Genomic DNA, 23,492 nt, shown 5'->3' with positions numbered 1-23,492 from the left:
CTTGGAACATTGGTGACAATGTCTTTGTAAGTCCTCGGATGCTGAACGTTTAATATACTCTCCACTCCTCGGCTTACAGACCGATTACTCTTTCCCAAGTTGATCTTCGTATAACAGCTCTTCATTTTGTAGGAGTATATAAGTATGTAATCTTTCTTGTAAATATTTTTTTAAGAGATATGATTATAAAGTTATAGCTTAAAGTAATTGTAATGAATGAATAATTTGAAACAAGGAAAGTTTATTACATTTGAGGGAGGGGAAGGGATAGGCAAATCTACTCAATCTCAAATGCTCTATGAATATTTACAATCTCAAAATATTCCCGTTATTTTAACTCGTGAAGTTGGTGGTACTATTGTAGCCGAAAAAATGCGTGAAATTCTAGTACATGAAGAATTACTACCCACGTCCGAGCTATTACAAGTTATGGCAGCACGTTATGATCATATGGTACGGAAAATTATACCAGCTCTACAAGAGGGACATATTGTAATATGTGATAGGTTTATTGACTCAACTGCATGTTATCAAGGATTAGAGCTAGAAAACGGCATAGATTTAGTTTATAATCTGCACAAAACTTTAATGCCTTCTCTTATGCCGGATATTACGTTTTTTATTGACGTAGAGCCGGATACTGCTATTAAGAGAGTCAATTCACGAAATATGAGCAATAAATTTGACATAAGAGGTATAGATTTTTATAAAAAAATCTATGATTGCTTTAAAGAATTAAGTAATAGATTTCCTGAGAGAATAAAAACAATTAAAACTTTAGATTTAAGTCCACTTGAAGTACATGAGTTAATAAAAAAGCATTTATGAACAATACTTACTACATTACTACCCCTATATATTACGTTAACGATGTTCCCCATATCGGTCATGCTTATACTAGCGTTGCAAGTGACGTAATCGCTCGTTTCATGCGACTTCGAGGTTTCGATGTAATGTTTTTAACAGGTACTGACGAACATGGGCAGAAAGTAGAAAAAGCAGCTATTAATAAAAATATTGACCCACAAAAATTTACCGATCAAACATCCGAGAGTTTTCGTCATCTGATGACTGCTATGCATATTTCCAATGATGATTTTATCAGAACAACGGAACACAGGCATAAAGAAGCTGTAGCTGTTTTTTGGCAGAAATTACTAGATAACGGTACTATTTATGAAGGTTTTTATGAAGGGTGGTATGCAGTGCGAGATGAGGCTTTTTTTGATGAGTCGGAACTTACGAGTGACGGTTTAGCACCGACGGGTGCTCCAGTTGAATGGGTTAAAGAGCCTAGCTATTTCTTTAATCTTTCAAAATGGCAGGATAAATTGCTTGAGTTTTATGAAGCAAACCCTGATTTTATCAGACCTATATCAAGGCGTAACGAAGTAATTAGCTTTGTTAAATCGGGTTTAAAAGATTTATCGGTATCGCGTACTACTTTTAACTGGGGAATAAAAGTGTCAAACAATGAAAAACATATAATTTATGTTTGGCTTGATGCACTGGCTAATTATATTTCAGCACTCGGTTATCCTGACGAACAAAGTAATTACGGTAAGTTTTGGCCGGCTGATTTACATGTAGTCGGTAAAGATATCTTGCGTTTTCATGCCGTCTATTGGCCTGCTTTCTTAATGGCTGCAGAAGTTCCGCTGCCGAAAACAATTATGGTTCATGGCTGGTGGACACATGAGGGGCGGAAAATCTCTAAATCTCTTGGTAATACCATTGATCCGATTAAGTTAATTGATGAATTCGGTGTTGATCAAGTTAGGTATTTTCTGATGCGTGAAGTAACTTTTGGTGCGGACGGCAATTTTGCTCGTAGTAATTTAATTACCCGTATTAATAGCGAGTTGTCAAACAAAATAGGTAATTTATTACAGCGTACTACATCTTTTGTTTATAAGAATAATGATGCCAAAGTGCCTTTGCTTACGCAAGGTGTTATAGATAAAATATATGAGCTACCGATTTTAAAAACCGCAAGTAAATTTGTCGAGCAGAATATTTTATTGATGGACAAAACAGAGATTAATAAAATTCTTGAAAATATTATTAATTTGGCCGAAGAGGCAAATATCTATATTGATAGCGCAGCACCCTGGAATTTGAAAAAAACCGATCCAGATAAAACGTTAGAAGTGTTATACGCTTTACTAGAAGTTTTACGCTATATTGCGATAATGCTTCTGCCTTTTATACCGAGTTCAGCAAATAAAATGCTTGATCAGTTAGGGGTAAATAAAGAAGAACGTCTATTTAAGCATTTAATACGTGATTATACTTTAACAGCGGGTAGCAATATTTTAGAACCTACTATAATATTTCCAAAATTTGAATAGTGTGTCATATCGTGGCGAGACCGCAGTATGGCACACCTACTAAGAGTATAATATGTTAATAGATTCACATTGTCATCTTAATTTACGTAGTAACTTGTCATCCCGCGATGCGATCGCGAGATCCAGTGAGGGTATTAAAACAACTAATATTAGTTGTTTTCTAGATACCGTAGTCAAGCCATGGTATGACGCAGTGCTTTTAGATTCTGTCATTCAAAGAGCATTAGAAAATAATGTGCAGTATATGCAAACTATCTGCACTAAAATTGAAGATTTACCTATTATTTTAGAGATAGCTGAAAAATATGAAAATGTTTTTGCGAGTGTTGGGGTGCATCCGTGTGAAGTGAATTCTTTTATTAGTCATTGCGAAGCATTGCAAGTGCTGTGGCAATCTCAGGAAGCTTGGACAAGATTGCTACGTCAAGACTACGTCTTTCCGAACTCAGATGCTGAGGCAATTATTATGCTAACCCAGCATCCGAAAATTATCGGAATCGGTGAAACGGGGCTTGATTATTATCATCAGCCTTACGATCAAAAATTACAAAAAGATTCGTTTGTAGCACATATACATGCGGCGTCTAGTACACGCCTGCCTGTTATTGTTCATACAAGAGAAGCAGACGAAGATACTATTGACATTTTAACCTCAGAAATGCGTAACAGCAAATTTCCAGGTTTAATACATTGCTTTACCTCTTCAAAAAATCTGGCGGCAAAAATGCTAGATATCGGTTTATATATTTCAATGTCAGGGATTATAACTTTCAAGAATGCTACTGATTTACAAGAAATAGTCAAATATATACCGCTTGATAGGTTATTAATAGAAACCGACACTCCTTACTTAGCTCCTACGCCTATGCGCGGCAAACAAAACGAACCGGCATTTGTTAGGTATGTTGCTGAAAAAGTTGCCGAACTCAAAAATATAACATCAAAAGAAGTAGCAAATGTTACTACTCATAACTTCAAAACATTATTTTCTAAATTTGAAAAATATATAAATAATACTTTATAAAAACATCAAGTTTGATAATTTAAAGTTGAAATTTTTAAAATAATATGTATATTTTATAGTATTTCAATTATTAGTATATTTGATATGGAATTTAATCGCAAAAATGCCATCATTGGTTTTTTAAAAGCACATGAAGATCAGAAATTTACCTCTTATGGCATAGCTGAATGGCTTGTAGAAAATCACATTGACGAAGCAAGACTCAAAGCAAATGCAAGTACAAATAAGAGATTGTTAGAAGCAAAGACTCAAGAAGAAAAAGATAAGGAGATTATAGGAATTGATGCAGGTGAAATTAGCAGTAGTAAGCTTTTTGCTGAACGAAGACAAGAACCTAATATTAGAATAGAGCTAAAACCTAAGCTAAAGTTTTATTATTCGCAAAACCCTGATTACTGTGTCAATAATGAACAAACCACAGAACCTACAATAAATGCAAATAAAGAAGATAAAATAACCGCAGTGTAAGTATGTGATGCACTTGCATTATATCTTCAAAACAAATTGAAGATTCATAATATGCCTATTAAGCATAATTTTTCTTCAAATAAACAAGGAACTAAAGGTAATAATAAATGGTTACACCCAGATTGGGTAGGTATGGAAGTTCTTAATGAAAAGTGGAGTTCACTAATTAAAGATTGTGCTAAATATTATGCAGGAAAACAAGCAAAGCTTTGGTCTTTTGAAGCAAAAAAAATTATCAATCGTAGTAATTTACGAGAATCTTTTTTTCAGGCTTTATCAAATTCCTCATGGGCACGTTATGGTTATTTAGTTGCTACTGATTTAATTGAAAGTAGATAAAATGATACTAGGCATGGTATAGGATTTATTTTAGTAGATATAGAAAATCCTGAAGATAGTAAAATATCAATTCCTGCTAGAGAAAGACCGGAAATAGATTGGAATATGGCTAATAGGTTAGCAGAAGAGAATAAAAATTTAAGCCGTGAATCCTAAAATTAATGTACTGAGAAATTTTTAGTGTTAAACTAAACTTATATTAATTATTTTTAAATTTGTGGATAAATTATGATTAACTGTGATTTAAGTACTAATTATACATATTATATGTTAGAGGGGCTTAGAGCACAAATTGCTCCAATGCATTTAGGTATCAGAATTCTAAAAGAAGCATATGAACATGAGTCATTAGAAGATAACGGTTTTGCAAGAATTATGCATGCTTATTTAACGCTTTGTGAACGCATGACTAGAAAATATGAAAAACCCTTAATATCCTTGAAACAATTATTGATGATAAAACCTGTAACATTAATGAAAAAGTTATACTAAAAAAGTCTTTTTGTGAACTAAGGCATTTTCAGAAAATAGGTTTAAAAAAAGAATTACCTCAATTATTAATAGTAACACACATGGCGGGACATCACGCTACTTTACTTAGAACAACAGTACAAGAATTATTACCGTATACCGATATTTATATTACAGATTGGACGGAAGCCAGTTATGTGCTGCTTGAAGTAGGGTATTTTGATATGGATGATTATATTGATTACGTAATGGAGTTTATCAATTTTATAGGACCGCATGTTCACACTATGGCAGTTTGCCAACCTACTGTTCCACTGCTTGCCGCCATTAGCTTAATGTCGGAGAGTAATAGTCCAAATGTGCCGAGTTCGATGATTTTGATGGGTGGCCCTATAGATGCTAGAAAAAATCCCACGGCAGTTAATGAATTCGCTCAAAGTAAAAGTTTAGAATGGTTCTGCCAAATGGTTACAATGCAGGTGCCGCCAAACTATCCCGGACATGGTAGACAAAGTATATCCCGGCTTCCTCCAACTTGCCGGCTTTATGAGTTTAAACTTATTTCGTCATATAGATTCATATTTAGAATTATGGCAAAGTTTATTAAATTCTGATTATAAAAAAGCCGATCATACTATTAAATTTTATGATGAGTATTTAGCAGGTATGGATATGCCGGTAGGGTTTTACTTACAAACTATAGATGAAGTATTCCAACAATTTTCGTTAGCAAGAGGTAAATTAGTTTCTGAGAAACGTCCGATCGATTTAAAACATACTTACTAAATGTGCTTTATGCGGTGTTGAAGGGGAATTAGATGATATTGCAGCGGTAGGGCACACAAAAGCTGCTTTAAACCTTTGTTCAAATATACCTAGAATCAATGAAAAGATACCATTTACAAAAAGGAGCAGGGCATTACGGGGTATTTAGCGGAAGTAAATTTAAACAGTTTATAGTGCCTATTATCAAAGATTTTATCTATGATTTTGATAAAACTAATTTCAAGCAATCTAAACTTAAGGCAGTATAAAAATAGTCATTACGAGCGGGCATTGCCTGCGTGGATTGTTTTTTCCGTCATTGCGAGGAAATTACGTAAGTAATTGACGCAGCAATTCAGTGAAAAATGCTGATTTACAGCATTTTTTTGTTATTTTTTCTGGATTGTCACGCTCCTTTCAGTCGCTCGCAATGACGGGGTGGTATCCACGCAACAATGCCTTGCTGGAATGATATCGCAGCCATACAACAAGATCATAATTAAAGGAGAAGTGTGGTAATCTAGTATTCAACTCTTATTAGTTTTTTGAATTTCTTGTTGTTGCTGTTGTTTGTATTCTTCCGCTTTTTCTTCTATGTAATTAAAAAAGAAATAAGTAAAAGTTAAAAAACCGGTCAAAATAATACCAAATGTTATTAGTATTGCTTTAAGTTGCTTTCGTGAATCTTCTGCTTTTAACCTTTTCTCTTCTTCATCTATGTCTTCATCATTTTTGACTTCAGATATTATTATTTGTTCTTCTGTAGTATTTTCCATGTTGTAACTCAACTAAAATGAACCGCTTTATTACTAAGTTGTTCCTATAACTTACAGATTTCTGAAGTTTATAAGATTAGCTATATTTGAATGATGAGGTTTAAACTCATAAAAATAGGATATATAAGCAATAACGCTATGTCAATAGCCTTGAATATTAGCGGTGTTCAACCAAGGTTATACATATTATTATAATTTGAGTCTCCTAACATTGAAGTATTTAAAGTATCGGAGTAAGCAGCTGATAATATAGCATCATCAAAAGATAGTCTTGAATAAAATTGTTAACAGTAGATTCAAAGCTTGTATATTTTATAGGATTATGAATAAACAAGCTGTGTACATTCTGTATTTCCTAATTTACTTCCAATCAATGTTAATAACATAGAGTTATATTCATCTTGGGGGTTACGATTAATTATTTCGTAAGTTTTAGCAAGAATATAACAAGCTTCGTTATTTCCCTTCATAGTTTCTAATTTTATTTCTTCAGAAGATAAAATATTATTTAGAAAAGCTTTTTCATATATTTCATAATTCGGTGATGAATCAGATTTTCCGTTAAAAGGAGCAGTAAATAGGATTTTAGCTTTCTCTAGATCATTCATTTTAATTTTGCTCTATTTTCATTACTAATTCTTTGATTTCATTCATTTTTGATTTATCGGCAACCAAAAGACCGTTCATAGTATCGATAATTATGACATTGTCAAGACCTACTACGGTAGTTAATTTATTATTAGAACTAATGAAAGAGTTTGTAGTATTGCTTGTACGTTTCCCTCGCAATAATTATCGTTTATATTCCGGTGTTTTACCTGTAATAAGGAATGCCAAGTACCAAGATCGTTCCAAGCAAAATCGGCTTTTATCATGACCATTCCCGAAATATATTCCATTATGGCATTGTCTATAGAAATTGCTGCGATTTCATTATAAGCCTCATTGTCTATTGCCAAACTATTCTCATTTTTTACGACAGTATTAAATGCTTTTTCTGCAATACAGAATAAATCAGGTTGAAGGTTCATTGCTAAGTTTAAGAAGAAGTTAACATCGTATACACAAATTCCTGAATTCCAAAAATATTCATTACTTAAAATGTTTGTTTGCTTGCTCTAATATAGGTTTTTCAATGAAATGATTAACTAGATAAACATTTTCTGCAATTGATAATCCTGTGTTTATATAGCCATACTCGGCGCTTATAACATTTATAGGAATACCTATAGTGCAAATGCCGAATTCATTAACATAATGTAAAGCTTTATTTATAGTATTAAGATAATTTATATCATCCGCTATATGATGGTCTGAAGGTAGTAACACTACAATATCAAATCCTTGTGCTTTAGCCGATAATGTCGTAATAATGGCACAAACGGCAGTATTTTTTTGTAAAGGCTCGGTAATTAATGCTATTTCTACATCTATTTCTGTTGCTTGTTCTTTAGTGATTGATTCATATTTTTTGGAAGTAATAATAGTAGGTTGTCCTAAAAATTTATTTCGGTTTAATGTTTGCTGAAGTTTTTAAAGTTAGATCACTCAATATTTTTTTAAACTGTTTCGGTTTATCCTTAGATGACAAAGGCCATAGTCTTTTACCGTTACCTCCTGCCCATAATCACCGGCTTTATTAGACTCCTTGCATAATCTCCTTCTAAAGGTAATTTGTATACCTTTGATACTTCAAGATTTTTGGTACGTTAAATTTCGGGATTTGCCTGTGCTCACGTATTGTTATACGCTGTGCAGGCTCACCACTTATTTGACTTCCAACTTTTGAAGTATCTGCGATATACGTCGATCCAATACTCGCATCCTCACTTACCTTTTTGTATGCTGCGGTGCTGCGTTTCGTGTCTCCTTCAAACTCCTCTTTATAAGATAGGTTATGCAAGGAGTCTACTTTCATATATTTTACAACTATTAATTTAATAAATAATAAAGAGCTTTATAAATAGTTTTAAAAAATATGTCAAGTGAATTAACTATATTGGCAAGTTTTACAATAAAAAGTACTTCTGCCTGAGTGTTTTGTCTTGATAATAGTGCTAGAGCAGCTTAAACAACTTTGTCCCTCTCTACCGTAAACTGTAAATTGCTGAGTAAAATAACCAGGTTTGTTATCGCCGTTTACAAAATCTTTAAGAGTAGTACCGCCGGCAGTGATAGCTTTAGTTAACACATCTCTAATCGATTTAATTAAATTTTCTATTTCATCATCCCTTAAATCGCTACCTGATTTATCCGGATGAATTCTAGCTAAATGAAGACTTTCGGAAGCATAGATATTACCGACTCCGACTATAACTCTATTATCCATAATCAAGTTTTTTATCGGTATTTTTTTAGTTTGTAGCTTATCTTTTAGATATTCTAACGTCAATAAATCAGAAAAAGGCTCTATGCCTAAATCATTAAAAAATTCTTTTTCTAAGAGATCAGTCTTAAAACTATAAATCATACCGAATCGTCTAGTATCGTTGAAAATTAACTTTTCGCCGTTACTTAAATCAAAAATCACATGATCGTGTTTTTGAGTTTTATAATTAGCAGATTGCAGAGTAAATCTACCGCTCATGCCTAGATGAACTATTAAAGAATAATCATTATTAAAATCTATAATTAAATATTTTGCACGACGCCTAACATCCAGTATATTAGTATTTAAGATTTCTGTAGCTAAAAGTGGGGATAGCTTATAACGTAAATTATCTCTTTTTAACTCTACATTTTCTATAATAAGCCCGATTAGCTTATCTTTTAGAGAGTTTTTAAGAGTTTCTACTTCAGGAAGTTCCGGCATTTGATACTAATATTTATAATAAAAAACTATGAACCAAACAAATTTTGGCCTTAAAAAAGTAGACTACACTAAAAAACAAGGTTTAGTAAATAACGTTTTTTCTAATGTCGCTGATAAGTATGATTTAATGAATGACTTAATGAGTTTGGGATTACATCGCTTATGGAAAGATGAATTTATTAGGCAAATTCCAAATCTTAACTCTCATATATTAGATGTTGCTAGTGGTAGCGGTGATATTGCTTTAAAACTTGCTAAAAAAGCAAGAGATAGAGTTAATAATATCTCTTTAACTTTAAGTGATATTAATGAAGAAATGTTAAAGCAAGCTAAGAAAAAAGCAATAGATCTGAATTTATTTCAAAATCTTAAATTTACTGTAGCAAGTGCTGAAGAACTACCGTTTCCGGATGATAGTTTTGATTATTATACTATAGCATTCGGTATTAGAAACGTACCTGATATAAATAAGGCTTTAAAGGAAGCATGTAGGGTTTTAAAGCCAATGGGCAAGTTTATATGTCTTGAGTTTTCAAAAGTAAAGGAAGGGTACATAAAAGATTTCTATAAATTCTACTCATTTAATATTATACCGAGTATTGGTCAAATGATAGCGGGTAATAAAGAGGCATATGAATATTTGGTCGAAAGTATAGATTTATTCCCCTCACAAGACGAGTTTAGAATAATGATTAAAGACGCCGGTTTTGAGGAGGTCGGTTATAAAAATCTAAGTGGCGGAATAGTTGCTATCCACAGTGCGTATACTCGATGAACTTCAAAAATTGGCTACGTCGTTCTACAAGATCTGCGGTACTCACGTATTAAGTATACGATCCGCTCCTCGACTTGTGAACTCCTTGCTCTTTTTGAAGTTGAGCTTCGTATACTACTCTTTATTTTACTTCGGAGTATATAATAGATGATAAGTAATTTTTTTAATTTAATACGTATTTTTCGTATCATCAGTAAAAAGCAAATCTTAATTGATTCAAGAAGCCCTAAATATTTCAGGTTTATCGGTTATATATTAGCCTTATTTTTTGCTCCGGTCTCGTTAATAAAAAAATCACGGGAAGATTACGGCAAACGCTTAATAGATTGTTTAAGTGATCTTGGACCTATTTATATAAAATTCGGACAAACTCTTTCGACAAGAGCCGATTTAGTAGGAGCAGAGATAGCAGGTTATTTAAGATTACTGCAAGATAAGCTACCTCCGTTTGATGGTGGGGTGGCTAGAAGGTTGATAACGTCATTGCGAGGAGACATTTATGTCGACGAAGCAATCTCAGCAAGCCAACAAAAGATTGCCACGCAGTCTACGACTGTGAGTCATGACGCCCTCCCTTTCTTACACCTCGACGATACCCCCATCGCTGCCGCATCAATTTCGCAGGTACATAAAGCACAACTTATAACCGGTGAATATGTTGCGGTAAAAATTTTGCGTCCGGACATTCATAAAAAATATAACAGAGATATTAAGCTGTTATATTTTCTTGCAAAAATTATCTCAAAATTTTCTAAAGCAAAAAGGCTAAAACCGATTAAAGTAGTCGATAAATTTCATGAAACTATGAAATTTGAGCTTGATTTACGTTTAGAGGCGGCAGCAGCTTCTGAGCTTACGGATAATATGCGAAATGATATTAACGTGATAATCCCTAAAATATATTGGGATTTAACATCAGAAAATATACTAACCACCGAGTGGTTAGACGGCACTTCTATATATGATACTTTGCTACTAAAGGAAATGGGGTTAGAGCCTGCAAAAATATCTCAGGATTTTGCCGTAATGTTTTTCAATCAAGCCTATAGAGACGGATTTTTTCATGCTGATTTACATGCAGGGAATATTTTAGTGAATAAGCAAGGTAAGATAATTTTACTTGATTTCGGTATTATGGGCAGACTTAAAGAAAAAGATCGTTTAGCCGTTGCCGAAAGTCTATTTGGCTTTTTAAGGCGTGATTATAAATTAGTTGCTAAAGTACATTTAAGAGCCGGCTACATCCCATCAAATACCGACTTAGATTTATTCGCTCAAAGTTGTAGAGCAGTTACCGAGCCTATAGTAGGGACGCCCATAAAAAATATTTCCATAGGTAAGCTGCTTGCACATTTATTTAAAATCACGGAAGATTTCGGCATGGAAGTACAACCGGAGTTGTTGCTATTGCAAAAGACTTTAATAATGGTGGAAGGGATAGGCAGACAGTTAGATGGTAATGTTAATATGTGGCAGCTTGCCGAACCTTGGATTAAAAAATGGGCCGTGAAAAATCTAAGCCCTGAAGCGAAGTTGTTACGATTGGTAAAGCATGACCTAGATAGCCTAGAGGATATTATTTGACATATAAAAATTATTAATAGTATAGCCTTATATATTAAGAAATTTATTATTATGAAACTAAAAGATTTAGTTATTAAATATCCTATTACTACTCCTTTTTTGGTTGATTGTAAAAAATTAGTATTTCCTTCAGATAAAGAACAAAAATATAAAAGAGACCTAAAAGAAAAAATAGGAGAGGAAGGGTTTGAAAAATTAATGGCTTTAGATAAAATTGTTCAATGCCCCGAAAACTTAGAAAATATAGCTTTAGTAAGTATAGAAAAACATCTCGATAAACCACTTATAGTAGTGAAATTGTTTAATGATGTACAACGTGAATATTATAAATCCATATAGATCCCGATAATAATATTAAATCGATTTTGCATTTCTCAGAAATATATTTTATCGGTGATGTAGGGTGAATGCCGGCTGAAGTTTTAAAACGCGAGTATAATGTCGGTACTATACAGCAAAAATTTTTACCGAAAATCATGGAATTATGGCCTGACCCTTACTATTACAACTGGATTCAGAAAAATAAAGAGTATAACAACCCGGATATAGATCTTCAGGTAATGGAGAATATCGTTTTATTGTGTAGAGAGGTTAGTATGGATTTACCAGTAAATGAAAAATTATAGTAAAAAACCATTGCAAGATAACCATGACTTTTAAAATTAACAAAAATTAAAAAGTAAAATTTTATAAACCTTTAAATTATATAAAGGTATTTAAATATCTAAAAACCAAAGGCAAGAGCAGGAATCCATTGATAATATAAGGCGACAGCTTGATGAAGAATATAAAAACCTTTCGTGGGTTCAAGTTGGATATTTAGCTCTTGGAGCTGAAACAGGTAACAAAAAATATGATGAGTTAAATAAAAGATATCTAGATCTTAATAGAGATAATTTAGGTATAATACAAAGTGTTATCCAAGCAGTCGGGAATGTTCCTAGTGCATTGCAGTTTACCTGGGAGGCTTCTCAAGTTTTACCTGATCTTGCACTGGAGCTTAATAACCTCAGAAAAGCGAGAAGTGCTACCACTAGTGTAGGTTCTATTGAAGCTGGTTGCAAGATGATAGCAGATGCAGAATCGCTTATAAAAAAATGTGCTTCTGTTTTACATTCCGAAATTATATCCAATAGTTCAAAAGAAACTCTTTTACAGTCTAAAGTTATCCCATATCTTCTCACGCCTATTTTAAATAAGAGGTTTAGCAAAATAACAAAAAACTTTCAAACTTCCGAAACAGAAAAAACAAATGTATTAGACAAAATAAGTCCTAAATTTATCAGAGAATTATCTACACTAGGAGTAGGTTTAATATCTAAAGCACTAGAAAGCGATTTAAACCCAAAAGTACAAGAAATATATAAGAATATTAAACAAAAAAACGCGTCATCTCAAGGTGCTATATTAAAAATATACATGACATTATTACTTCATACAAAGTAAAACCCCTTCTTAATCACGAGTTAGTACAATTTTAAAAAATCCTGATAATCAAAAGGGGTTAGTTCAAATTACGGAAAATATAATAAATAATAAAGCACAAAAAATCGCTAAACCTGAATTAAATACAGTAGCACTACTTGTAAATTCTAGCGAAAAATTAATTGAAAGTACTCCTTCAGCTATAAAAGCTTATAGTCAGCTTAAAGAAAATCAGCGTTGGACTAAAATTAACCTAAATATGGAAGGGTTAGATACTGAAACTAAAAAAGAGTTATTAAAAGGCAAAAAACCTCAAATAGTAGAGTTAGTTGAAAATGCCAAAAAAATTATTGATAATTTATCTCCTGTTTTAGAAAAAGAATTACCGCGATATTTAGTGTTTTAAAGCATCCTAAAGTAACAGAAAGAATAGCATTCACAAGGGAAAGATCCGGAGCATAGGGCATTAGATGCATCTACGCCTTTTTTAAAAGATGCTCTGCCGTCAATTACTAAACTTGCAAGCCTCGTTCTTGCCGGTAGCGATAAAGTTGCTGATATAATACAAAAATTTCAGTTAATTAAGCCACTTCCAAAGGAAGAGAAATCAAAAGAAGAAAAGGTAAAAGAGGTAAAGGAATTGATTAGTCCTTTGATACAAATTAAAAACCATAATCCGGAAATAAGCAAAATAATTGAAAAAGACCTTCCTGAACTATTAACAAAACATGCAAGTAGTTTAGGACTGGTTGTAGATGAGTTTTGAAATAAAACACCTAAGGGTCAAAAATTAAAATTAGATGGTAAAAAATTAGTAAAGATAGCCGGTAAACATGCACCTGAATTAATTCAAATTGCCGATAAATTTAGCAAACATGAATACGGTAAAATTATATTGCTGGCGTTAAAATTATTATCAGACCCAAAAGTGCTAGGAGTAGTAGCAGAAACTATAGTTAATTTAGGAAAAAGTAAGTTTAGTAAAGATAAAGAAGCGGTAGGACCGCATATAAGTAAGGTATTAGAAGAAAGACAAAGAGAGATAAGAAAATCCGGTAGAGGAGCCTAGGTCCTGTGCACTTTGTAATAGAATAATCATAATTATGGCTCTTTTTAGCTGGAAATTATAAAATTTTTTTGAAATATGCATAACTATTCCTTCAAAAATCTTATTAATTTTCGCTTAAAAATATCTCATAATTATAATCATTAATCAAAAGTGCACAGGACCTAGAAACATCTTGCTATTATTTGATTAAAATTATATTGTAAATTCAAAGTGTCGTTATGAAATTACAAGGATGATAGAAAGAAATTATTATCTAACACATATCACAGGTGCCCTTGAGATATTTCCTATTTGTACCATTCTCGGTCCAAGGCAATGTGGTAAAACTACTTTAGCTCACGCTTATATTAAACAGCTTAAAGAAGATGAAAAGAGCTACTTTTTTGACCTTGAGGATCCGACTCACTTAGATCAATTTAAGAATCTTAAAACAACTCTTGAGCCTTTAAACGGTTTAATAGTAATTGATGAAATTCAAAGACAACCTGAAATTTTTCCTTATTTAAGAGTTCTTGCTGACTGTTCAAACAAAAAATTTTTAATATTAGGTAGTGCTTCTGGAGAATTATTGCGACAATCTTCAGAATCATTAGCCGGCCGTATTGAATATACGGAGCTTACTCCGTTCAATTTAATAGAGATAAATGATTTTAGGGAGTTATGGTTAAGAGGTGGTTTTCCTAAATCATATTTAGCAAAAAATTATGTCCAAAGTCTTAGGTGGCGTAATAGCTACATCACTAGTTTTATCGAGCGTGATTTGCCTAGTTTAGGAATATCTCTTAATGCACATGTAATGAGGCAGTTATGGATGATGCTTGCTCATAATCATGGGCAATTATTAAATTATAGCGAGCTTGGAAGGTCGCTCGGTTTAACGGATATGACTATCAAACGTTATACTGAAATATTAGAGAAAACTTTTATGATTCGGTTATTAAAACCTTGGTATGAAAATATCTCAAAACGTCAAGTGAAAGCACCGAAAGTCTATATACGAGATAGCGGAATACTACATGCATTATTAGGGATTCACGAACATGATTGGTATGTTCATCCAAAACGCGGTCTTTCATTTGAAGGGTTTGTAATAGAGGAGTTAATACGTAAATTTAAAACGGATACAGAGTATTTTTTTTGGCGAACGCAAACAGGAGCAGAATTAGATTTATTAATTATTAAGAATGGTAAGAAATACGGCTTTGAAGTAAAAAATGCTGATGCTCCTAGTATTACTAAATTAATGCATACCGTTCTTGCCGATTTGCAGTTAGAACATTTATATATTGTTACCGCCGGGAATAATACATATAAAAAAACAGAAAAAATAAGTGTAGTTGGAATAGCGAACTTATCTAATTTACAGCTTGGTTAAAGTATATAAGTTACCATATTTCATTACCTTTAGTCTTATTATTACTTAATAATTCATGATGACAATTAGAATCAGTAATATTATCTAGTAATATATCTAATTCAGATTTTTCGGTGCTAATAACTAAACTGTTATTAATTAATTTTAAACTACACATACGGGTTTTTAGTTTTGACGTAAATGAATCTAATAGGAACGCCCGGCATGTCAAAAGCCTCACGCATCTTGTTTACTAAATACCTAGTATAGCTATCGGTAATTTTTTCCGGATTATTGGAGAATAGCTTGAAAGTAGGGGGGCGGGTTTTTGTTTGAGTCATATATTTTACACGCACTCTTCTGCCGCCTTTTTGTAAAGGCAGTGGATGTGCTTCCGTAGTAAAATTAAGCCATTCATTTAATTTGCTAGTAGTTATTTTCTTATTCCAAATTTTATAAATTTTAAGACAAGCATCTAGCACTTGTTCAATATTTTGTTTATTTATTGCTGAAATGAATAGAACGGGGATACCTTTAACCTGAGGCAAATGAGTATTTATCTGATAATAAAATTCTTCCTGAAATGTTTCTTTTTCGGATTCTTTAACTAAATCCCATTTATTCACTACTATAACTATACTTCTTCCTTCATTTACCACATGGCTTGCAATATTTAAATCTTGCTGTTTTAAAGGAGCTAAAGCATCAATCATTAAGATTACGGTATTAGCAAATTTAATACTGTTAATAGTATCCGATGCCGATAATTTTTCTAAAGATTCTGTAATAGTAGATTTCTTGCGGAGTCCTGCCGTATCAATCAATTTAATATGATTATTTTTATATTGCCAATCAATTTCAATTGATTCACGAGTAATGCCGGCTTCAGGACCGGTTAATAATCTTTCATCATTAATAAGAGCGTTTATAAAAGTAGATTTTCCGGCGTTAGGTCTGCCACTAACTACTACCTGCAAACAATCTCCTTTAATTGGATCGGCTATATTTGTCTCGATTGATTCTTCTTCAGGTAACTTGGCAATAATTTCGTCATATAAATCAATTAAGCCTGTGCCATGCTCGGCAGAGATAGCCATCATACTATCAAACCCTAATTTGTAGTACTCTTTATCAAAATCAAAAGCTTTCTCACATTTATTAACTACCAATATAGCAGGCTTATTATATTTTCTAACAAAACTACTAAGTAGCTTATCATCAGGTAATATTCCGCTTCTACCGTCAACCATAAAGCAAATTAAATCTGCCTCTAAAATTGCTTTAGTAGTCTGCTCCATTAACCTCTCTCCCATACTATTAGGATTCTCGTCAAGTCCTGGGGTATCAATTAACAAAAATTCAAAAGAGCCGATTTTGCCGTCTGTATATTTTCTATCTCTAGTGACGCCTGGCAAATTGTGAACGATAGCTTTTTTACGTATGCTTAATCTGTTGAAAAGCGTTGATTTGCCTACATTCGGACGACCAATTAAAGTAATGATTTTCTTAGTCATTATTAATATATTATTATAGTTAAGAGAACTAATAATGCCCCGATAAAACCTACTATATTTGCTATTATAATAGGTGTATTTTTTATTAATATGCCGTATATAAGCCAACTACAAAGAGCAATAGCGCTTATAGTAAAGGCGGGCATAGAAACAGAAGCCGAAGATTGGCAGGTGAAAATCTTATGAGCCTGTACATAAAACATAAAATTGCCGATTGTACCGACAATCGTCATATATTTTTCGTAAAATGTCATGAATTTTGGAGACATATATTTATTTTTAAAAAGTGGTCTATGTCATTCCCGCGTAGGCGGGAATCCATTAAAATCATATAAAAACTTGTTTTTATATGGTTATTTTATCAAATTATGTAACTTCTATATCAATATTAAAGCTATTTTTTTGGACTCCCGCCTACGCGGGAATGACATACGGCATCCTAAGATAGCAACATTCCACATTGACTATCCCTTAAAACTCGCAATTACAGGTATATGATCTGAAGGTTTTTCTTGAGTCCTTAAATTATAATCCATATAGCAATTTTCTAAATAGTCAATAGTATTATTACAACCAAGAATCATATCAATCCTCATACCTTTATTTTGTTCAAAACATCCGGCTCTGTAATCCCACCATGAAAATTCTTGTTTACTCGGATGCATTAATCTGTACAAATCCTCAAATCCGGAATTTAGAATAGTGCGTAATTTTTTTTGTTCAACCTCAGTAAAACAAGTAATTTCAGCCAGTAGCTTAGGTGAATATACGTCTATATCGAACGGTGCAATATTGAAATCACCGCCTATGATAGTTTTTTCATCAAAAGATTTTTTAGTTGATAGATAATTGATAAAATTATCATAAAATGCTAGTTTTGCTACAAATTTATCGCTACCGACAAATGAACCGTTAGGGGCATAGAGCGAGATTATATTACAAAACCCTATAGGTAATGATAATTTTATTTCTAAGAATCTTGCTTGATCACTGCAGTAATTATTCGGAAAATCCTTAATTATTTCATCGGCAGGAAATTTGGAAATTATAGCAACGCCGTTATATGATTTTTGTCCGTGAACATAAGAATTATAAGGTAGATCGGATAATGCATCAAAAGGAAATTTTGTGGTTTCGCATTTTATTTCTTGCAATAATAAAATATCCGGATTTTCTTTAGATAAAAAATTACGCAATAAATTAAGTCTTGTTTTTATGGAATTAATATTCCAAGTAGCTATCTTCATGTTTGTTTTTCTATATCTTCTAATTTTTCATTACGGGATCGCCACTCAAGAAAACCAAAATGATAAACTAAGAGACTAGTAATAAATGCTCTGGAAATTACTATACTCATTGAATATTTTATTGTATGATAATTTGGATTACTACTATACATATCTAATAATACGCTAAAAGCTATACCCCATAATACAGTGATTTCAATACTAACTCCTCTTAGTATCCTCTTAATTGAATTTTCTTTCATAATAAAATCTCGTAATATTGCACCGCAATTAGCCGTAATGAAAGCAAAAAACGGTCCCCAAAAACTTAGAGGCTCAATTTTGTGAATAATAACCATTGCAACTCCTATAATTATAAAAGTTGCTTGTCAGAATTACTATATTATTTAATGATTGTTCTCAATAATTATCTTCAGCAATTTATTATAATAGCTGAATAATTTAATAATTGTAAAACCGAGTAAAACTACTACAAATATGTAATAGAAATAAGAAGGAGTAAAATAGCAGTTTAAATGTCCGGTATCATGGTTTACTATTAAATCTAGCATTATACAGCTACTAACAGACGGTAATACCGCAAATAAAAATGTACCAAATAAAGTACTATTTTTTCTGCTGCTCAAAATAATTCCCGAAAAAGCAAAAGCAAGGCAACCAAGTAAACCTATATGGCACCAACGAGAATCTATAGATTTAGGCAATAGAATATGATATATGTATGTCTTAATAATTTTTTTATACTCGTTATTTGCAAGAAAACCATCTATAACAAAATTAAATTGTTCAACTATATTTAAAGATACAGTTTTTTTGCTAAACATTAAATGTAGAGGAGTTTTAATATTTAAGGGAACTTCTAATATATTCCTGTCTATTGTTCTTCCTGAAATATTAACGGCACCGACAATGCGATCACTAATGAAACCGTCAATTTCTTTCTTGATTATTCCGTTTATCAATTCCATATTATTTTGATATATTCTAATTATATCTTGATTTTTCTCATTATATAAAAACTCCGTAAATTTAGGATCTACGTATACAGTACCTTTCACTATTCCTAACTGAAGATTAAATAGACGTATTTGTGCTGTTAGTTCATTAACATTTTGGAAATTTAACTTTTTGGCAAGTGGTTCAATAATAAATAATGACAGTTCTTCAAGACGATAAGGCTTTGAAAAATAAGCGTAGTTACTGCTCTCAGTAGTATAAGTAGCTCCTGCTGTCATGTCGGCATGGCCGCTTTGAATATCTAATTGATCTTGATACCAGCTATCTTGATTGTACTCAATATTTATACCTATTTTTGCAGCAATAGCGTTAATTAATTCTATATCCATACCGGAAACGGTAGTATGACCGTTTGAAGCAGCAATTAAGTATTGATAAGGCTCATTTACATACCATGCATTTATCAAAGTTTTTTTATCAGCTATCTCTTCGCATTCTAAAATTGCTTGTTGTTCGTTCGTGCCTATGCTTAAAGCATACAAATTTTTAAAAATGAGAAGTATAAAAATAAAAAGCTTTAAAATTTTCATGGCCTGTATTTTTTTAGAATTAAAATGTCATCCCGTAGCAATATTTTATCGTCATTGCGAACAGTCGTTGTTGCGTGGATATCCGAGTCGTCATTGCGAGAAGAATTACGCAGTAATGCGACGAAGTAATCTCCGGAGCTTATCATTATTTCATGAGATTGCTACGCAGCCTACGGCTGCTCGCAATGACGTTAAAAACCAAAGCCTCTAATCACGAACTACTTTAATTTCACCATCAGAAAATTTAATATTAAAAATTTTTTCATTCGCAGCAGTAATTTTAGAAGATAAAAAATTACCCGTTTCTCCTTTAACTATAGCAAAACCTCGTTTTAATACGTTGTGATAATCAAGGCTTGCAAGTAACGTACTATTTAATTCTAATTTATACTCAAAGTTTTTCAAAGTATTATTTGCCGATTTTGATAGATAAGCTGCTTGATGTGTTAATTCTAATGTTTTGTAATTGATTATTTTAGCAGGGTTAACTCTTTCTTTAGAAAAAGATTTAATCTTTGTTTCTTGTAGTTCAATAAAGCACGGTAAAGCATCTAGTAAATTAAAACCGGTTTCGTCCAATAATTGCTGCCTATTATTTATATAGTGAGAGAGATATCTGTGTATTTTATCGTAATTTACTATATTTTGTTCGTGGTATTTAATTAATCGGCTAGTATTATTCAATAATATTTTTTCATAAGATTGTAGCGTATTATTTAAAATAGATCGTACCGGTACGGCAAATTCTGCGGCAGCAGTTGGTGTTGGAGCTCTTTTATCGGCTGCTAAATCTATTAAAGTATAATCCACTTCATGACCTACTGCGGAAATAATAGGAATTTTTGAGTTATAAGCAGCACGTACTAATATTTCATCGTTAAATGACCAAAGATCTTCTATAGAACCGCCACCTCTAGCGACGATTATAACACGTGGTTTATTTACCTCTTCTAAATTGTTAAATCCTTCAATTGCTTCAGCAATTTCATTGCCGGAATTTTCGCCTTGTACGCTAACCGGCCATATTATTATCCGAGTCGGAAAACGTTCGCGAATACGATGAATAATATCTTTAATAACAGCACCGGTTATTGAAGTAATAACGCCTATTTTATCAGGTAAAAAGGGTATAGGAATACGTATTTTATTAAATAAGCCTTCTTTCTCGAGCCTTGCTTTACGCTCATTTAGAATTTGCAGCATAGCTCCAAGTCCTGCGGGTTGCAAATTATCTACCGATAATTGATAACGTGAATTACCTGCATAACTTGAGAGTTTACCACTAATTACTACTTCCATGCCGTCATTTAAAGGAAATTTGATTTTAGCAAGAATAGGACGCCAGCAAGTACAGGCTAAAATGGCGGTATTTTCTTTTAAGTTAAAATAAGCATGACCTGAGCTTGCTATTTTTAAGCCTGAAATTTCGCCTTTTACCTTAATATAGCCAAAATTATTTTCTAATAGCTCTTTGATTTTATTAGAAATCTCACTAACTGAAAACTCTTTGGTTGCTTGATGCGCAATGAAATTGTCTAGCATTTTATTAGTACTTGGTTTTTTGCGCTGAGGGTAGCACATTATTCGTCATTACGAGGAGAAACTATAAGTTTTGACGAAGCAATCTCAGGAGTTTATCCTACTTCATGAGATTGCCACGTCGATGCTATGCATCTCCTCGCAATGACGGTTATCATCTCCATAGAATAACCTTGCACTACAAAAGAGCAAGCAAAATTTTTTATTATTTGATATATTGCTAATAGCTTGCTATTATTTTTTACTATTAAAATATATTTATTAATATAAATGCTACTGCGAATAATATGTTTGCTTATTATCATAATATTTTCTTTGGTAAGTTTTGCCGCTCTTTCTAAGAATGGTCAAAATATTAAAATAAGCAATATTATAGCTGACTTCGTAGAGTATAATGAAAATCAGGATTTGATATATGCTAAAGGTAATATAAGAATTATCACGGATGAGTATTTATTAACGGCAGATAATTTACTTTATGATATAGAAAACGATATTTTATGGGCAGAAGGTAATATCCGAATTAAGGATAAACAAAATCGGATAATAGAGGGAGACAAAGCGGTTTTAAAAGATGAATTTAAGAAAGGTATCATATCGGAATTCATTTTGCTTTCCGGTGATAATAATCTTTTAATTGCTAAACTTGCCGAAAGAATAGATGAAAATAATCTTAAGCTGCACCATGCCGAGTTTACCCCTTGTTATGTTACTTGTAATAGAAACCCTATTTGGCAAATTGCTGCTAAGGATACTTATATTCATTCCGCAGAGCATAGAGTAGTTTATAAAAACATGTTTTTTGAAGTATACGGTATACCGATTTTTTACTTACCGTATTTTTTCCATCCGACTCCTACGGCCCCTGCAACTTCCGGATTATTGGTACCTGAAGTCAAAAATAAAGGGTTTGGCATCCCCCTATATCTACGTGCAAAACCTAATATGGATTTTACTCTCACTCCAAGAATTTTTAGTAAATATCAAACTTATGAGCTAGAAGCACGTTATCGCCTGAATGATACCGATAATATGAATTTTCAAGTTAGTTACGGTAAATTACCGTATTTTCTAGAAAAAGACGGAAGTGTAGTGAAAAATAAAAAAGTTTCTTCTTATCATTATATAGCAAGCGGTAATTTTATTAGTACCGATAAAGTTTATGATTACGGTTTCAGGGTGGAACATACATCGGATAAAGCTTATTTAAAAAATTATTATAATAACTACGCTTCATATTTAACTTCTAAAATATTCTTAAATAAAATTCATGAGGCTGATTATTTTTCGGCGGAAGGATTAAGTTTTCAAGGCTTAGGTAGTAATGATCGTAAATATACCGATCCTCTAGTATTACCAAAAATCAATACAAAAAACGTGATAAATTTGAATGATAATGACAACAGCCATATCGTTGTTGAAAATAACACGTTAATGTACAAAGAAAGAATAGGAAAACAAGTTGCTAGAACCTCTTTGCAACTATCCTTTATGCATAATGTGCTGACTGCTTCAGGACAAATTTTTGATTTTGCTGCTAAAGATAGAGGCGATTTTTATCTTGCTAGACGGGTTTATGTAGATAAGCCGAGAGAAAGTAAATCATTTCAAAGGAATATACCGGAATTGCAAACTTTATGGCGTTATCCGTTAGTAGGCAATATAACAAAAACGATAAATTTACTTATTGAGCCGGTAGTTTCTTTTACTATGGGACGTAAACTATCTAAGAAAGATAAAAAATTTGTTATAATTGATCCTGCTAAATATGAATTATCCGAAAAAAATATCTTTTTATCCAACCGTTATAGCGGTATTGATTGCCATGATTTCGGTAATAGATTAAGTTACGGCTTAAATACTAGTATTGCTAAAGAAGAAAATTATTTAAAATTATTTTTAGGACAATCCCGTAATACAAGGTATAGTATGGATTTGCCGGCTGATAATACGGAAAATGTAGGACAGATACTAGGTAATCTTTCTAATAATTTAGAAGTGTTTTATAGCTTTCGGAAAGATAGATATTTCAGACCTATTAGAGATGAAGTGGGAGGAAATTTTAACTATGATAAGATTAACTTTCTAGGTAGTTTTATTCAGCTTACCAATCTTAACAAATATTATTCCGTAGAAAGTATAAAGGTTTCAAATAATAGAGCACGACAATTTTATGGAGACATAAATTATCAGCTAGCGGAAAATTGGACTATAGGCTTTGGTGTACGCATTGATCTCTCTAGACGATCTCCAGATTTACTTACTCGAACTATTAGGATGACATATGCTAAAGATTGTGTTAGAATTACTGCAAAGATTTATTCCGATTATCTAGCCGATGGAAGTAGAGGAATCAAAAAGACTACCTCTTCGCCGACTATTTCTATCGGTTTAAAAGTTTTAAACATGTGAGTATACTCGTTTTATTTGAA

Annotated in this window: 30 protein-coding genes and 2 pseudogenes; 16 read left to right on the top strand and 16 right to left on the bottom strand. The window is 32.3% G+C overall.

The features are described 5' to 3' along the window. The first annotated feature begins 216 nt into the window (after nucleotides 1–216). The 6 genes and pseudogenes from tmk (at nucleotide 217) to phaZ (ending at nucleotide 5,687) form a co-directional block, all read left to right on the top strand. On the top strand, nucleotides 217–828 hold the full coding sequence (gene tmk / locus MCI_RS02400; RefSeq protein WP_014409514.1) for a dTMP kinase: 612 nt from the start codon (nucleotides 217–219) through the stop codon (nucleotides 826–828). Further along, nucleotides 825–2,351: a methionine--tRNA ligase gene (metG, locus tag MCI_RS02395; RefSeq protein ID WP_014409513.1), complete on the top strand. Its 1,527-nt coding sequence runs from the start codon at nucleotides 825–827 to the stop codon at nucleotides 2,349–2,351. Before tmk ends, metG begins: the two co-directional genes overlap by 4 nt. A 52-nt stretch (nucleotides 2,352–2,403) precedes the next feature. After that, the gene (locus MCI_RS02390) at nucleotides 2,404–3,375 is read left to right on the top strand and encodes a TatD family hydrolase (RefSeq protein ID WP_014409512.1); all 972 of its coding nucleotides are present in this window, start codon (nucleotides 2,404–2,406) and stop codon (nucleotides 3,373–3,375) included. 84 nt (nucleotides 3,376–3,459) lie between these two features. Continuing rightward, nucleotides 3,460–3,843 (top strand): hypothetical protein, encoded by a 384-nt coding sequence (locus MCI_RS09575; protein ID WP_050982539.1) that lies wholly within the window; start codon nucleotides 3,460–3,462, stop codon nucleotides 3,841–3,843. 51 nt (nucleotides 3,844–3,894) lie between these two features. Continuing rightward, nucleotides 3,895–4,182, top strand: coding sequence for a hypothetical protein (locus MCI_RS09570; protein ID WP_050982537.1), 288 nt, complete (start codon nucleotides 3,895–3,897; stop codon nucleotides 4,180–4,182). A 228-nt stretch (nucleotides 4,183–4,410) separates the two neighbouring features. Then, a pseudogene (phaZ, locus tag MCI_RS10475) lies at nucleotides 4,411–5,687 on the top strand (polyhydroxyalkanoate depolymerase). A gap of 258 nt (nucleotides 5,688–5,945) precedes the next feature. Here the strand turns inward: phaZ and MCI_RS02370 are convergent. From MCI_RS02370 to MCI_RS10230, 5 genes and pseudogenes are all read right to left on the bottom strand, one after another. Next, nucleotides 5,946–6,194 (bottom strand): hypothetical protein, encoded by a 249-nt coding sequence (locus MCI_RS02370; RefSeq protein ID WP_014409511.1) that lies wholly within the window; start codon nucleotides 6,192–6,194, stop codon nucleotides 5,946–5,948. Nucleotides 6,195–6,514: 320 nt separating this feature from the next. Continuing rightward, nucleotides 6,515–6,802 carry a hypothetical protein gene (locus MCI_RS08910; protein ID WP_014409510.1) on the bottom strand — a complete coding sequence of 96 codons (288 nt, stop codon included), beginning with the start codon at nucleotides 6,800–6,802 and terminating at the stop codon, nucleotides 6,515–6,517. Between the two features lies 1 nt (nucleotide 6,803). Next, a complete protein-coding gene (locus tag MCI_RS10630) occupies nucleotides 6,804–6,983 on the bottom strand; it encodes a hypothetical protein (protein ID WP_156794963.1) in 180 nt (59 codons plus the stop codon). Further along, entirely contained in the window at nucleotides 6,923–7,264 is a 342-nt protein-coding gene (locus MCI_RS10235; RefSeq protein ID WP_156794962.1) for a hypothetical protein, read from the bottom strand. Before MCI_RS10235 ends, MCI_RS10630 begins: the two co-directional genes overlap by 61 nt. 22 nt (nucleotides 7,265–7,286) lie before the next feature. Further along, nucleotides 7,287–7,631 (bottom strand): annotated as a pseudogene (locus tag MCI_RS10230) (sugar phosphate nucleotidyltransferase); the annotation flags it as partial. Here MCI_RS10230 and MCI_RS10225 point away from each other — a divergent pair. Next, nucleotides 7,567–7,722 carry a hypothetical protein gene (locus MCI_RS10225; protein WP_014409508.1) on the top strand — a complete coding sequence of 52 codons (156 nt, stop codon included), beginning with the start codon at nucleotides 7,567–7,569 and terminating at the stop codon, nucleotides 7,720–7,722. The pseudogene MCI_RS10230 and the gene MCI_RS10225 overlap by 65 nt on opposite strands. On the opposite strand, the gene MCI_RS10220 is transcribed toward MCI_RS10225, so the two are convergent. The 3 genes from MCI_RS10220 to mutM all read right to left on the bottom strand — a co-directional run bounded on the left by MCI_RS10220 (nucleotide 7,699) and on the right by mutM (nucleotide 9,006). Beyond that, a complete protein-coding gene (locus tag MCI_RS10220) occupies nucleotides 7,699–7,785 on the bottom strand; it encodes a hypothetical protein (RefSeq protein WP_269479132.1) in 87 nt (28 codons plus the stop codon). The genes MCI_RS10225 and MCI_RS10220 overlap by 24 nt on opposite strands. 72 nt (nucleotides 7,786–7,857) lie before the next feature. Beyond that, nucleotides 7,858–8,112, bottom strand: a complete 255-nt coding sequence (locus MCI_RS08425) for a palindromic element RPE1 domain-containing protein (protein ID WP_014409507.1) — start codon at nucleotides 8,110–8,112, stop codon at nucleotides 7,858–7,860. Between the two features lie 72 nt (nucleotides 8,113–8,184). Then, a complete protein-coding gene (gene mutM / locus MCI_RS02345) occupies nucleotides 8,185–9,006 on the bottom strand; it encodes a bifunctional DNA-formamidopyrimidine glycosylase/DNA-(apurinic or apyrimidinic site) lyase (RefSeq protein ID WP_014409506.1) in 822 nt (273 codons plus the stop codon). Between the two features lie 28 nt (nucleotides 9,007–9,034). Between mutM and ubiE the strand changes: the two genes are divergently transcribed. From ubiE to MCI_RS02310, 8 genes are all read left to right on the top strand, one after another. Then, complete coding sequence (ubiE, locus tag MCI_RS02340; protein WP_014409505.1) at nucleotides 9,035–9,781, top strand: bifunctional demethylmenaquinone methyltransferase/2-methoxy-6-polyprenyl-1,4-benzoquinol methylase UbiE; 747 nt, start codon at nucleotides 9,035–9,037, stop codon at nucleotides 9,779–9,781. A 147-nt stretch (nucleotides 9,782–9,928) separates the two neighbouring features. Continuing rightward, nucleotides 9,929–11,365, top strand: coding sequence for a 2-polyprenylphenol 6-hydroxylase (gene ubiB, locus MCI_RS02335; RefSeq protein WP_014409504.1), 1,437 nt, complete (start codon nucleotides 9,929–9,931; stop codon nucleotides 11,363–11,365). Between the two features lie 51 nt (nucleotides 11,366–11,416). Next, complete coding sequence (locus tag MCI_RS02330) at nucleotides 11,417–11,704, top strand: hypothetical protein (RefSeq protein ID WP_014409503.1); 288 nt, start codon at nucleotides 11,417–11,419, stop codon at nucleotides 11,702–11,704. A gap of 68 nt (nucleotides 11,705–11,772) precedes the next feature. Beyond that, complete coding sequence (locus MCI_RS02325; RefSeq protein WP_014409502.1) at nucleotides 11,773–11,991, top strand: hypothetical protein; 219 nt, start codon at nucleotides 11,773–11,775, stop codon at nucleotides 11,989–11,991. Nucleotides 11,992–12,313: 322 nt separating this feature from the next. Beyond that, on the top strand, nucleotides 12,314–12,811 hold the full coding sequence (locus MCI_RS09540) for a hypothetical protein (protein ID WP_232202701.1): 498 nt from the start codon (nucleotides 12,314–12,316) through the stop codon (nucleotides 12,809–12,811). Nucleotides 12,812–13,049: 238 nt separating this feature from the next. Then, the gene (locus MCI_RS09535) at nucleotides 13,050–13,196 is read left to right on the top strand and encodes a hypothetical protein (protein ID WP_232202700.1); all 147 of its coding nucleotides are present in this window, start codon (nucleotides 13,050–13,052) and stop codon (nucleotides 13,194–13,196) included. A gap of 489 nt (nucleotides 13,197–13,685) precedes the next feature. Further along, nucleotides 13,686–13,859 (top strand): hypothetical protein, encoded by a 174-nt coding sequence (locus MCI_RS08895; protein ID WP_198002876.1) that lies wholly within the window; start codon nucleotides 13,686–13,688, stop codon nucleotides 13,857–13,859. A 232-nt stretch (nucleotides 13,860–14,091) separates the two neighbouring features. Continuing rightward, complete coding sequence (locus MCI_RS02310) at nucleotides 14,092–15,234, top strand: ATP-binding protein (RefSeq protein WP_014409501.1); 1,143 nt, start codon at nucleotides 14,092–14,094, stop codon at nucleotides 15,232–15,234. 10 nt (nucleotides 15,235–15,244) lie between these two features. On the opposite strand, the gene MCI_RS08890 is transcribed toward MCI_RS02310, so the two are convergent. The 8 genes from MCI_RS08890 to MCI_RS02275 all read right to left on the bottom strand — a co-directional run bounded on the left by MCI_RS08890 (nucleotide 15,245) and on the right by MCI_RS02275 (nucleotide 21,365). Beyond that, entirely contained in the window at nucleotides 15,245–15,391 is a 147-nt protein-coding gene (locus MCI_RS08890; protein ID WP_014409500.1) for a hypothetical protein, read from the bottom strand. After that, on the bottom strand, nucleotides 15,384–16,727 hold the full coding sequence (der, locus tag MCI_RS02305) for a ribosome biogenesis GTPase Der (protein ID WP_014409499.1): 1,344 nt from the start codon (nucleotides 16,725–16,727) through the stop codon (nucleotides 15,384–15,386). The genes MCI_RS08890 and der overlap by 8 nt, the downstream gene beginning before the upstream one ends. Nucleotides 16,728–16,729: 2 nt before the next feature. Then, nucleotides 16,730–16,996, bottom strand: coding sequence for a SemiSWEET family sugar transporter (locus MCI_RS02300; protein ID WP_010977607.1), 267 nt, complete (start codon nucleotides 16,994–16,996; stop codon nucleotides 16,730–16,732). Between the two features lie 195 nt (nucleotides 16,997–17,191). After that, nucleotides 17,192–17,974: an exodeoxyribonuclease III gene (gene xth, locus MCI_RS02295; RefSeq protein ID WP_014409498.1), complete on the bottom strand. Its 783-nt coding sequence runs from the start codon at nucleotides 17,972–17,974 to the stop codon at nucleotides 17,192–17,194. Continuing rightward, nucleotides 17,971–18,312, bottom strand: coding sequence for a hypothetical protein (locus MCI_RS09530; protein ID WP_232202699.1), 342 nt, complete (start codon nucleotides 18,310–18,312; stop codon nucleotides 17,971–17,973). The genes xth and MCI_RS09530 overlap by 4 nt, the downstream gene beginning before the upstream one ends. 48 nt (nucleotides 18,313–18,360) lie before the next feature. Next, a complete protein-coding gene (locus tag MCI_RS07430) occupies nucleotides 18,361–19,521 on the bottom strand; it encodes a transporter substrate-binding domain-containing protein (protein ID WP_232202698.1) in 1,161 nt (386 codons plus the stop codon). A gap of 207 nt (nucleotides 19,522–19,728) precedes the next feature. Then, a complete protein-coding gene (gene xseA, locus MCI_RS02280; protein ID WP_014409497.1) occupies nucleotides 19,729–21,063 on the bottom strand; it encodes an exodeoxyribonuclease VII large subunit in 1,335 nt (444 codons plus the stop codon). Nucleotides 21,064–21,155: 92 nt separating this feature from the next. After that, nucleotides 21,156–21,365 carry a hypothetical protein gene (locus tag MCI_RS02275; RefSeq protein WP_014409496.1) on the bottom strand — a complete coding sequence of 70 codons (210 nt, stop codon included), beginning with the start codon at nucleotides 21,363–21,365 and terminating at the stop codon, nucleotides 21,156–21,158. Between MCI_RS02275 and MCI_RS02270 the strand changes: the two genes are divergently transcribed. Then, entirely contained in the window at nucleotides 21,331–23,472 is a 2,142-nt protein-coding gene (locus tag MCI_RS02270; RefSeq protein WP_041404100.1) for an LPS-assembly protein LptD, read from the top strand. The genes MCI_RS02275 and MCI_RS02270 overlap by 35 nt on opposite strands. The last annotated feature ends 20 nt before the right edge of the window (nucleotides 23,473–23,492 follow it).

The sequence above is a fragment of the Rickettsia montanensis str. OSU 85-930 genome (genome assembly GCF_000284175.1).
GTDB classification, from domain to species: domain Bacteria; phylum Pseudomonadota; class Alphaproteobacteria; order Rickettsiales; family Rickettsiaceae; genus Rickettsia; species Rickettsia rickettsii.
Note: the sequence above shows the minus strand (reverse complement) of the source record. Positions and strands in the feature narration are given on the sequence as shown.

Bases quoted from the DNA above. Each gene is read 5' to 3' on its own strand.
- MCI_RS02370 (WP_014409511.1), bottom strand. From the start codon at position 6,194: ATGGAAAATACTACAGAAGAACAAATAATAATATCTGAAGTCAAAAAT.
- mutM (WP_014409506.1), bottom strand. From the start codon at position 9,006: ATGCCGGAACTTCCTGAAGTAGAAACTCTTAAAAACTCTCTAAAAGAT.
- metG (WP_014409513.1), top strand. From the start codon at position 825: ATGAACAATACTTACTACATTACTACCCCTATATATTACGTTAACGAT.
- MCI_RS09530 (WP_232202699.1), bottom strand. From the start codon at position 18,312: ATGGTTATTATTCACAAAATTGAGCCTCTAAGTTTTTGGGGACCGTTT.
- tmk (WP_014409514.1), top strand. From the start codon at position 217: ATGAATAATTTGAAACAAGGAAAGTTTATTACATTTGAGGGAGGGGAA.
- MCI_RS08425 (WP_014409507.1), bottom strand. From the start codon at position 8,112: ATGAAAGTAGACTCCTTGCATAACCTATCTTATAAAGAGGAGTTTGAA.
- ubiE (WP_014409505.1), top strand. From the start codon at position 9,035: ATGAACCAAACAAATTTTGGCCTTAAAAAAGTAGACTACACTAAAAAA.
- MCI_RS02390 (WP_014409512.1), top strand. From the start codon at position 2,404: ATGTTAATAGATTCACATTGTCATCTTAATTTACGTAGTAACTTGTCA.
- der (WP_014409499.1), bottom strand. From the start codon at position 16,727: ATGACTAAGAAAATCATTACTTTAATTGGTCGTCCGAATGTAGGCAAA.
- MCI_RS08910 (WP_014409510.1), bottom strand. From the start codon at position 6,802: ATGAATGATCTAGAGAAAGCTAAAATCCTATTTACTGCTCCTTTTAAC.
- xth (WP_014409498.1), bottom strand. From the start codon at position 17,974: ATGAAGATAGCTACTTGGAATATTAATTCCATAAAAACAAGACTTAAT.
- ubiB (WP_014409504.1), top strand. From the start codon at position 9,929: ATGATAAGTAATTTTTTTAATTTAATACGTATTTTTCGTATCATCAGT.
- xseA (WP_014409497.1), bottom strand. From the start codon at position 21,063: ATGCTAGACAATTTCATTGCGCATCAAGCAACCAAAGAGTTTTCAGTT.
- MCI_RS07430 (WP_232202698.1), bottom strand. From the start codon at position 19,521: ATGAAAATTTTAAAGCTTTTTATTTTTATACTTCTCATTTTTAAAAAT.
- MCI_RS02325 (WP_014409502.1), top strand. From the start codon at position 11,773: ATGCCGGCTGAAGTTTTAAAACGCGAGTATAATGTCGGTACTATACAG.
- MCI_RS09575 (WP_050982539.1), top strand. From the start codon at position 3,460: ATGGAATTTAATCGCAAAAATGCCATCATTGGTTTTTTAAAAGCACAT.
- MCI_RS10225 (WP_014409508.1), top strand. From the start codon at position 7,567: ATGGCACAAACGGCAGTATTTTTTTGTAAAGGCTCGGTAATTAATGCT.
- MCI_RS09535 (WP_232202700.1), top strand. From the start codon at position 13,050: ATGGAAGGGTTAGATACTGAAACTAAAAAAGAGTTATTAAAAGGCAAA.
- MCI_RS02300 (WP_010977607.1), bottom strand. From the start codon at position 16,996: ATGTCTCCAAAATTCATGACATTTTACGAAAAATATATGACGATTGTC.
- MCI_RS02275 (WP_014409496.1), bottom strand. From the start codon at position 21,365: ATGATAATAAGCAAACATATTATTCGCAGTAGCATTTATATTAATAAA.
- MCI_RS08890 (WP_014409500.1), bottom strand. From the start codon at position 15,391: ATGTGTAGTTTAAAATTAATTAATAACAGTTTAGTTATTAGCACCGAA.
- MCI_RS09570 (WP_050982537.1), top strand. From the start codon at position 3,895: ATGCCTATTAAGCATAATTTTTCTTCAAATAAACAAGGAACTAAAGGT.
- MCI_RS02310 (WP_014409501.1), top strand. From the start codon at position 14,092: ATGATAGAAAGAAATTATTATCTAACACATATCACAGGTGCCCTTGAG.
- MCI_RS02330 (WP_014409503.1), top strand. From the start codon at position 11,417: ATGAAACTAAAAGATTTAGTTATTAAATATCCTATTACTACTCCTTTT.
- MCI_RS02270 (WP_041404100.1), top strand. From the start codon at position 21,331: ATGCTACTGCGAATAATATGTTTGCTTATTATCATAATATTTTCTTTG.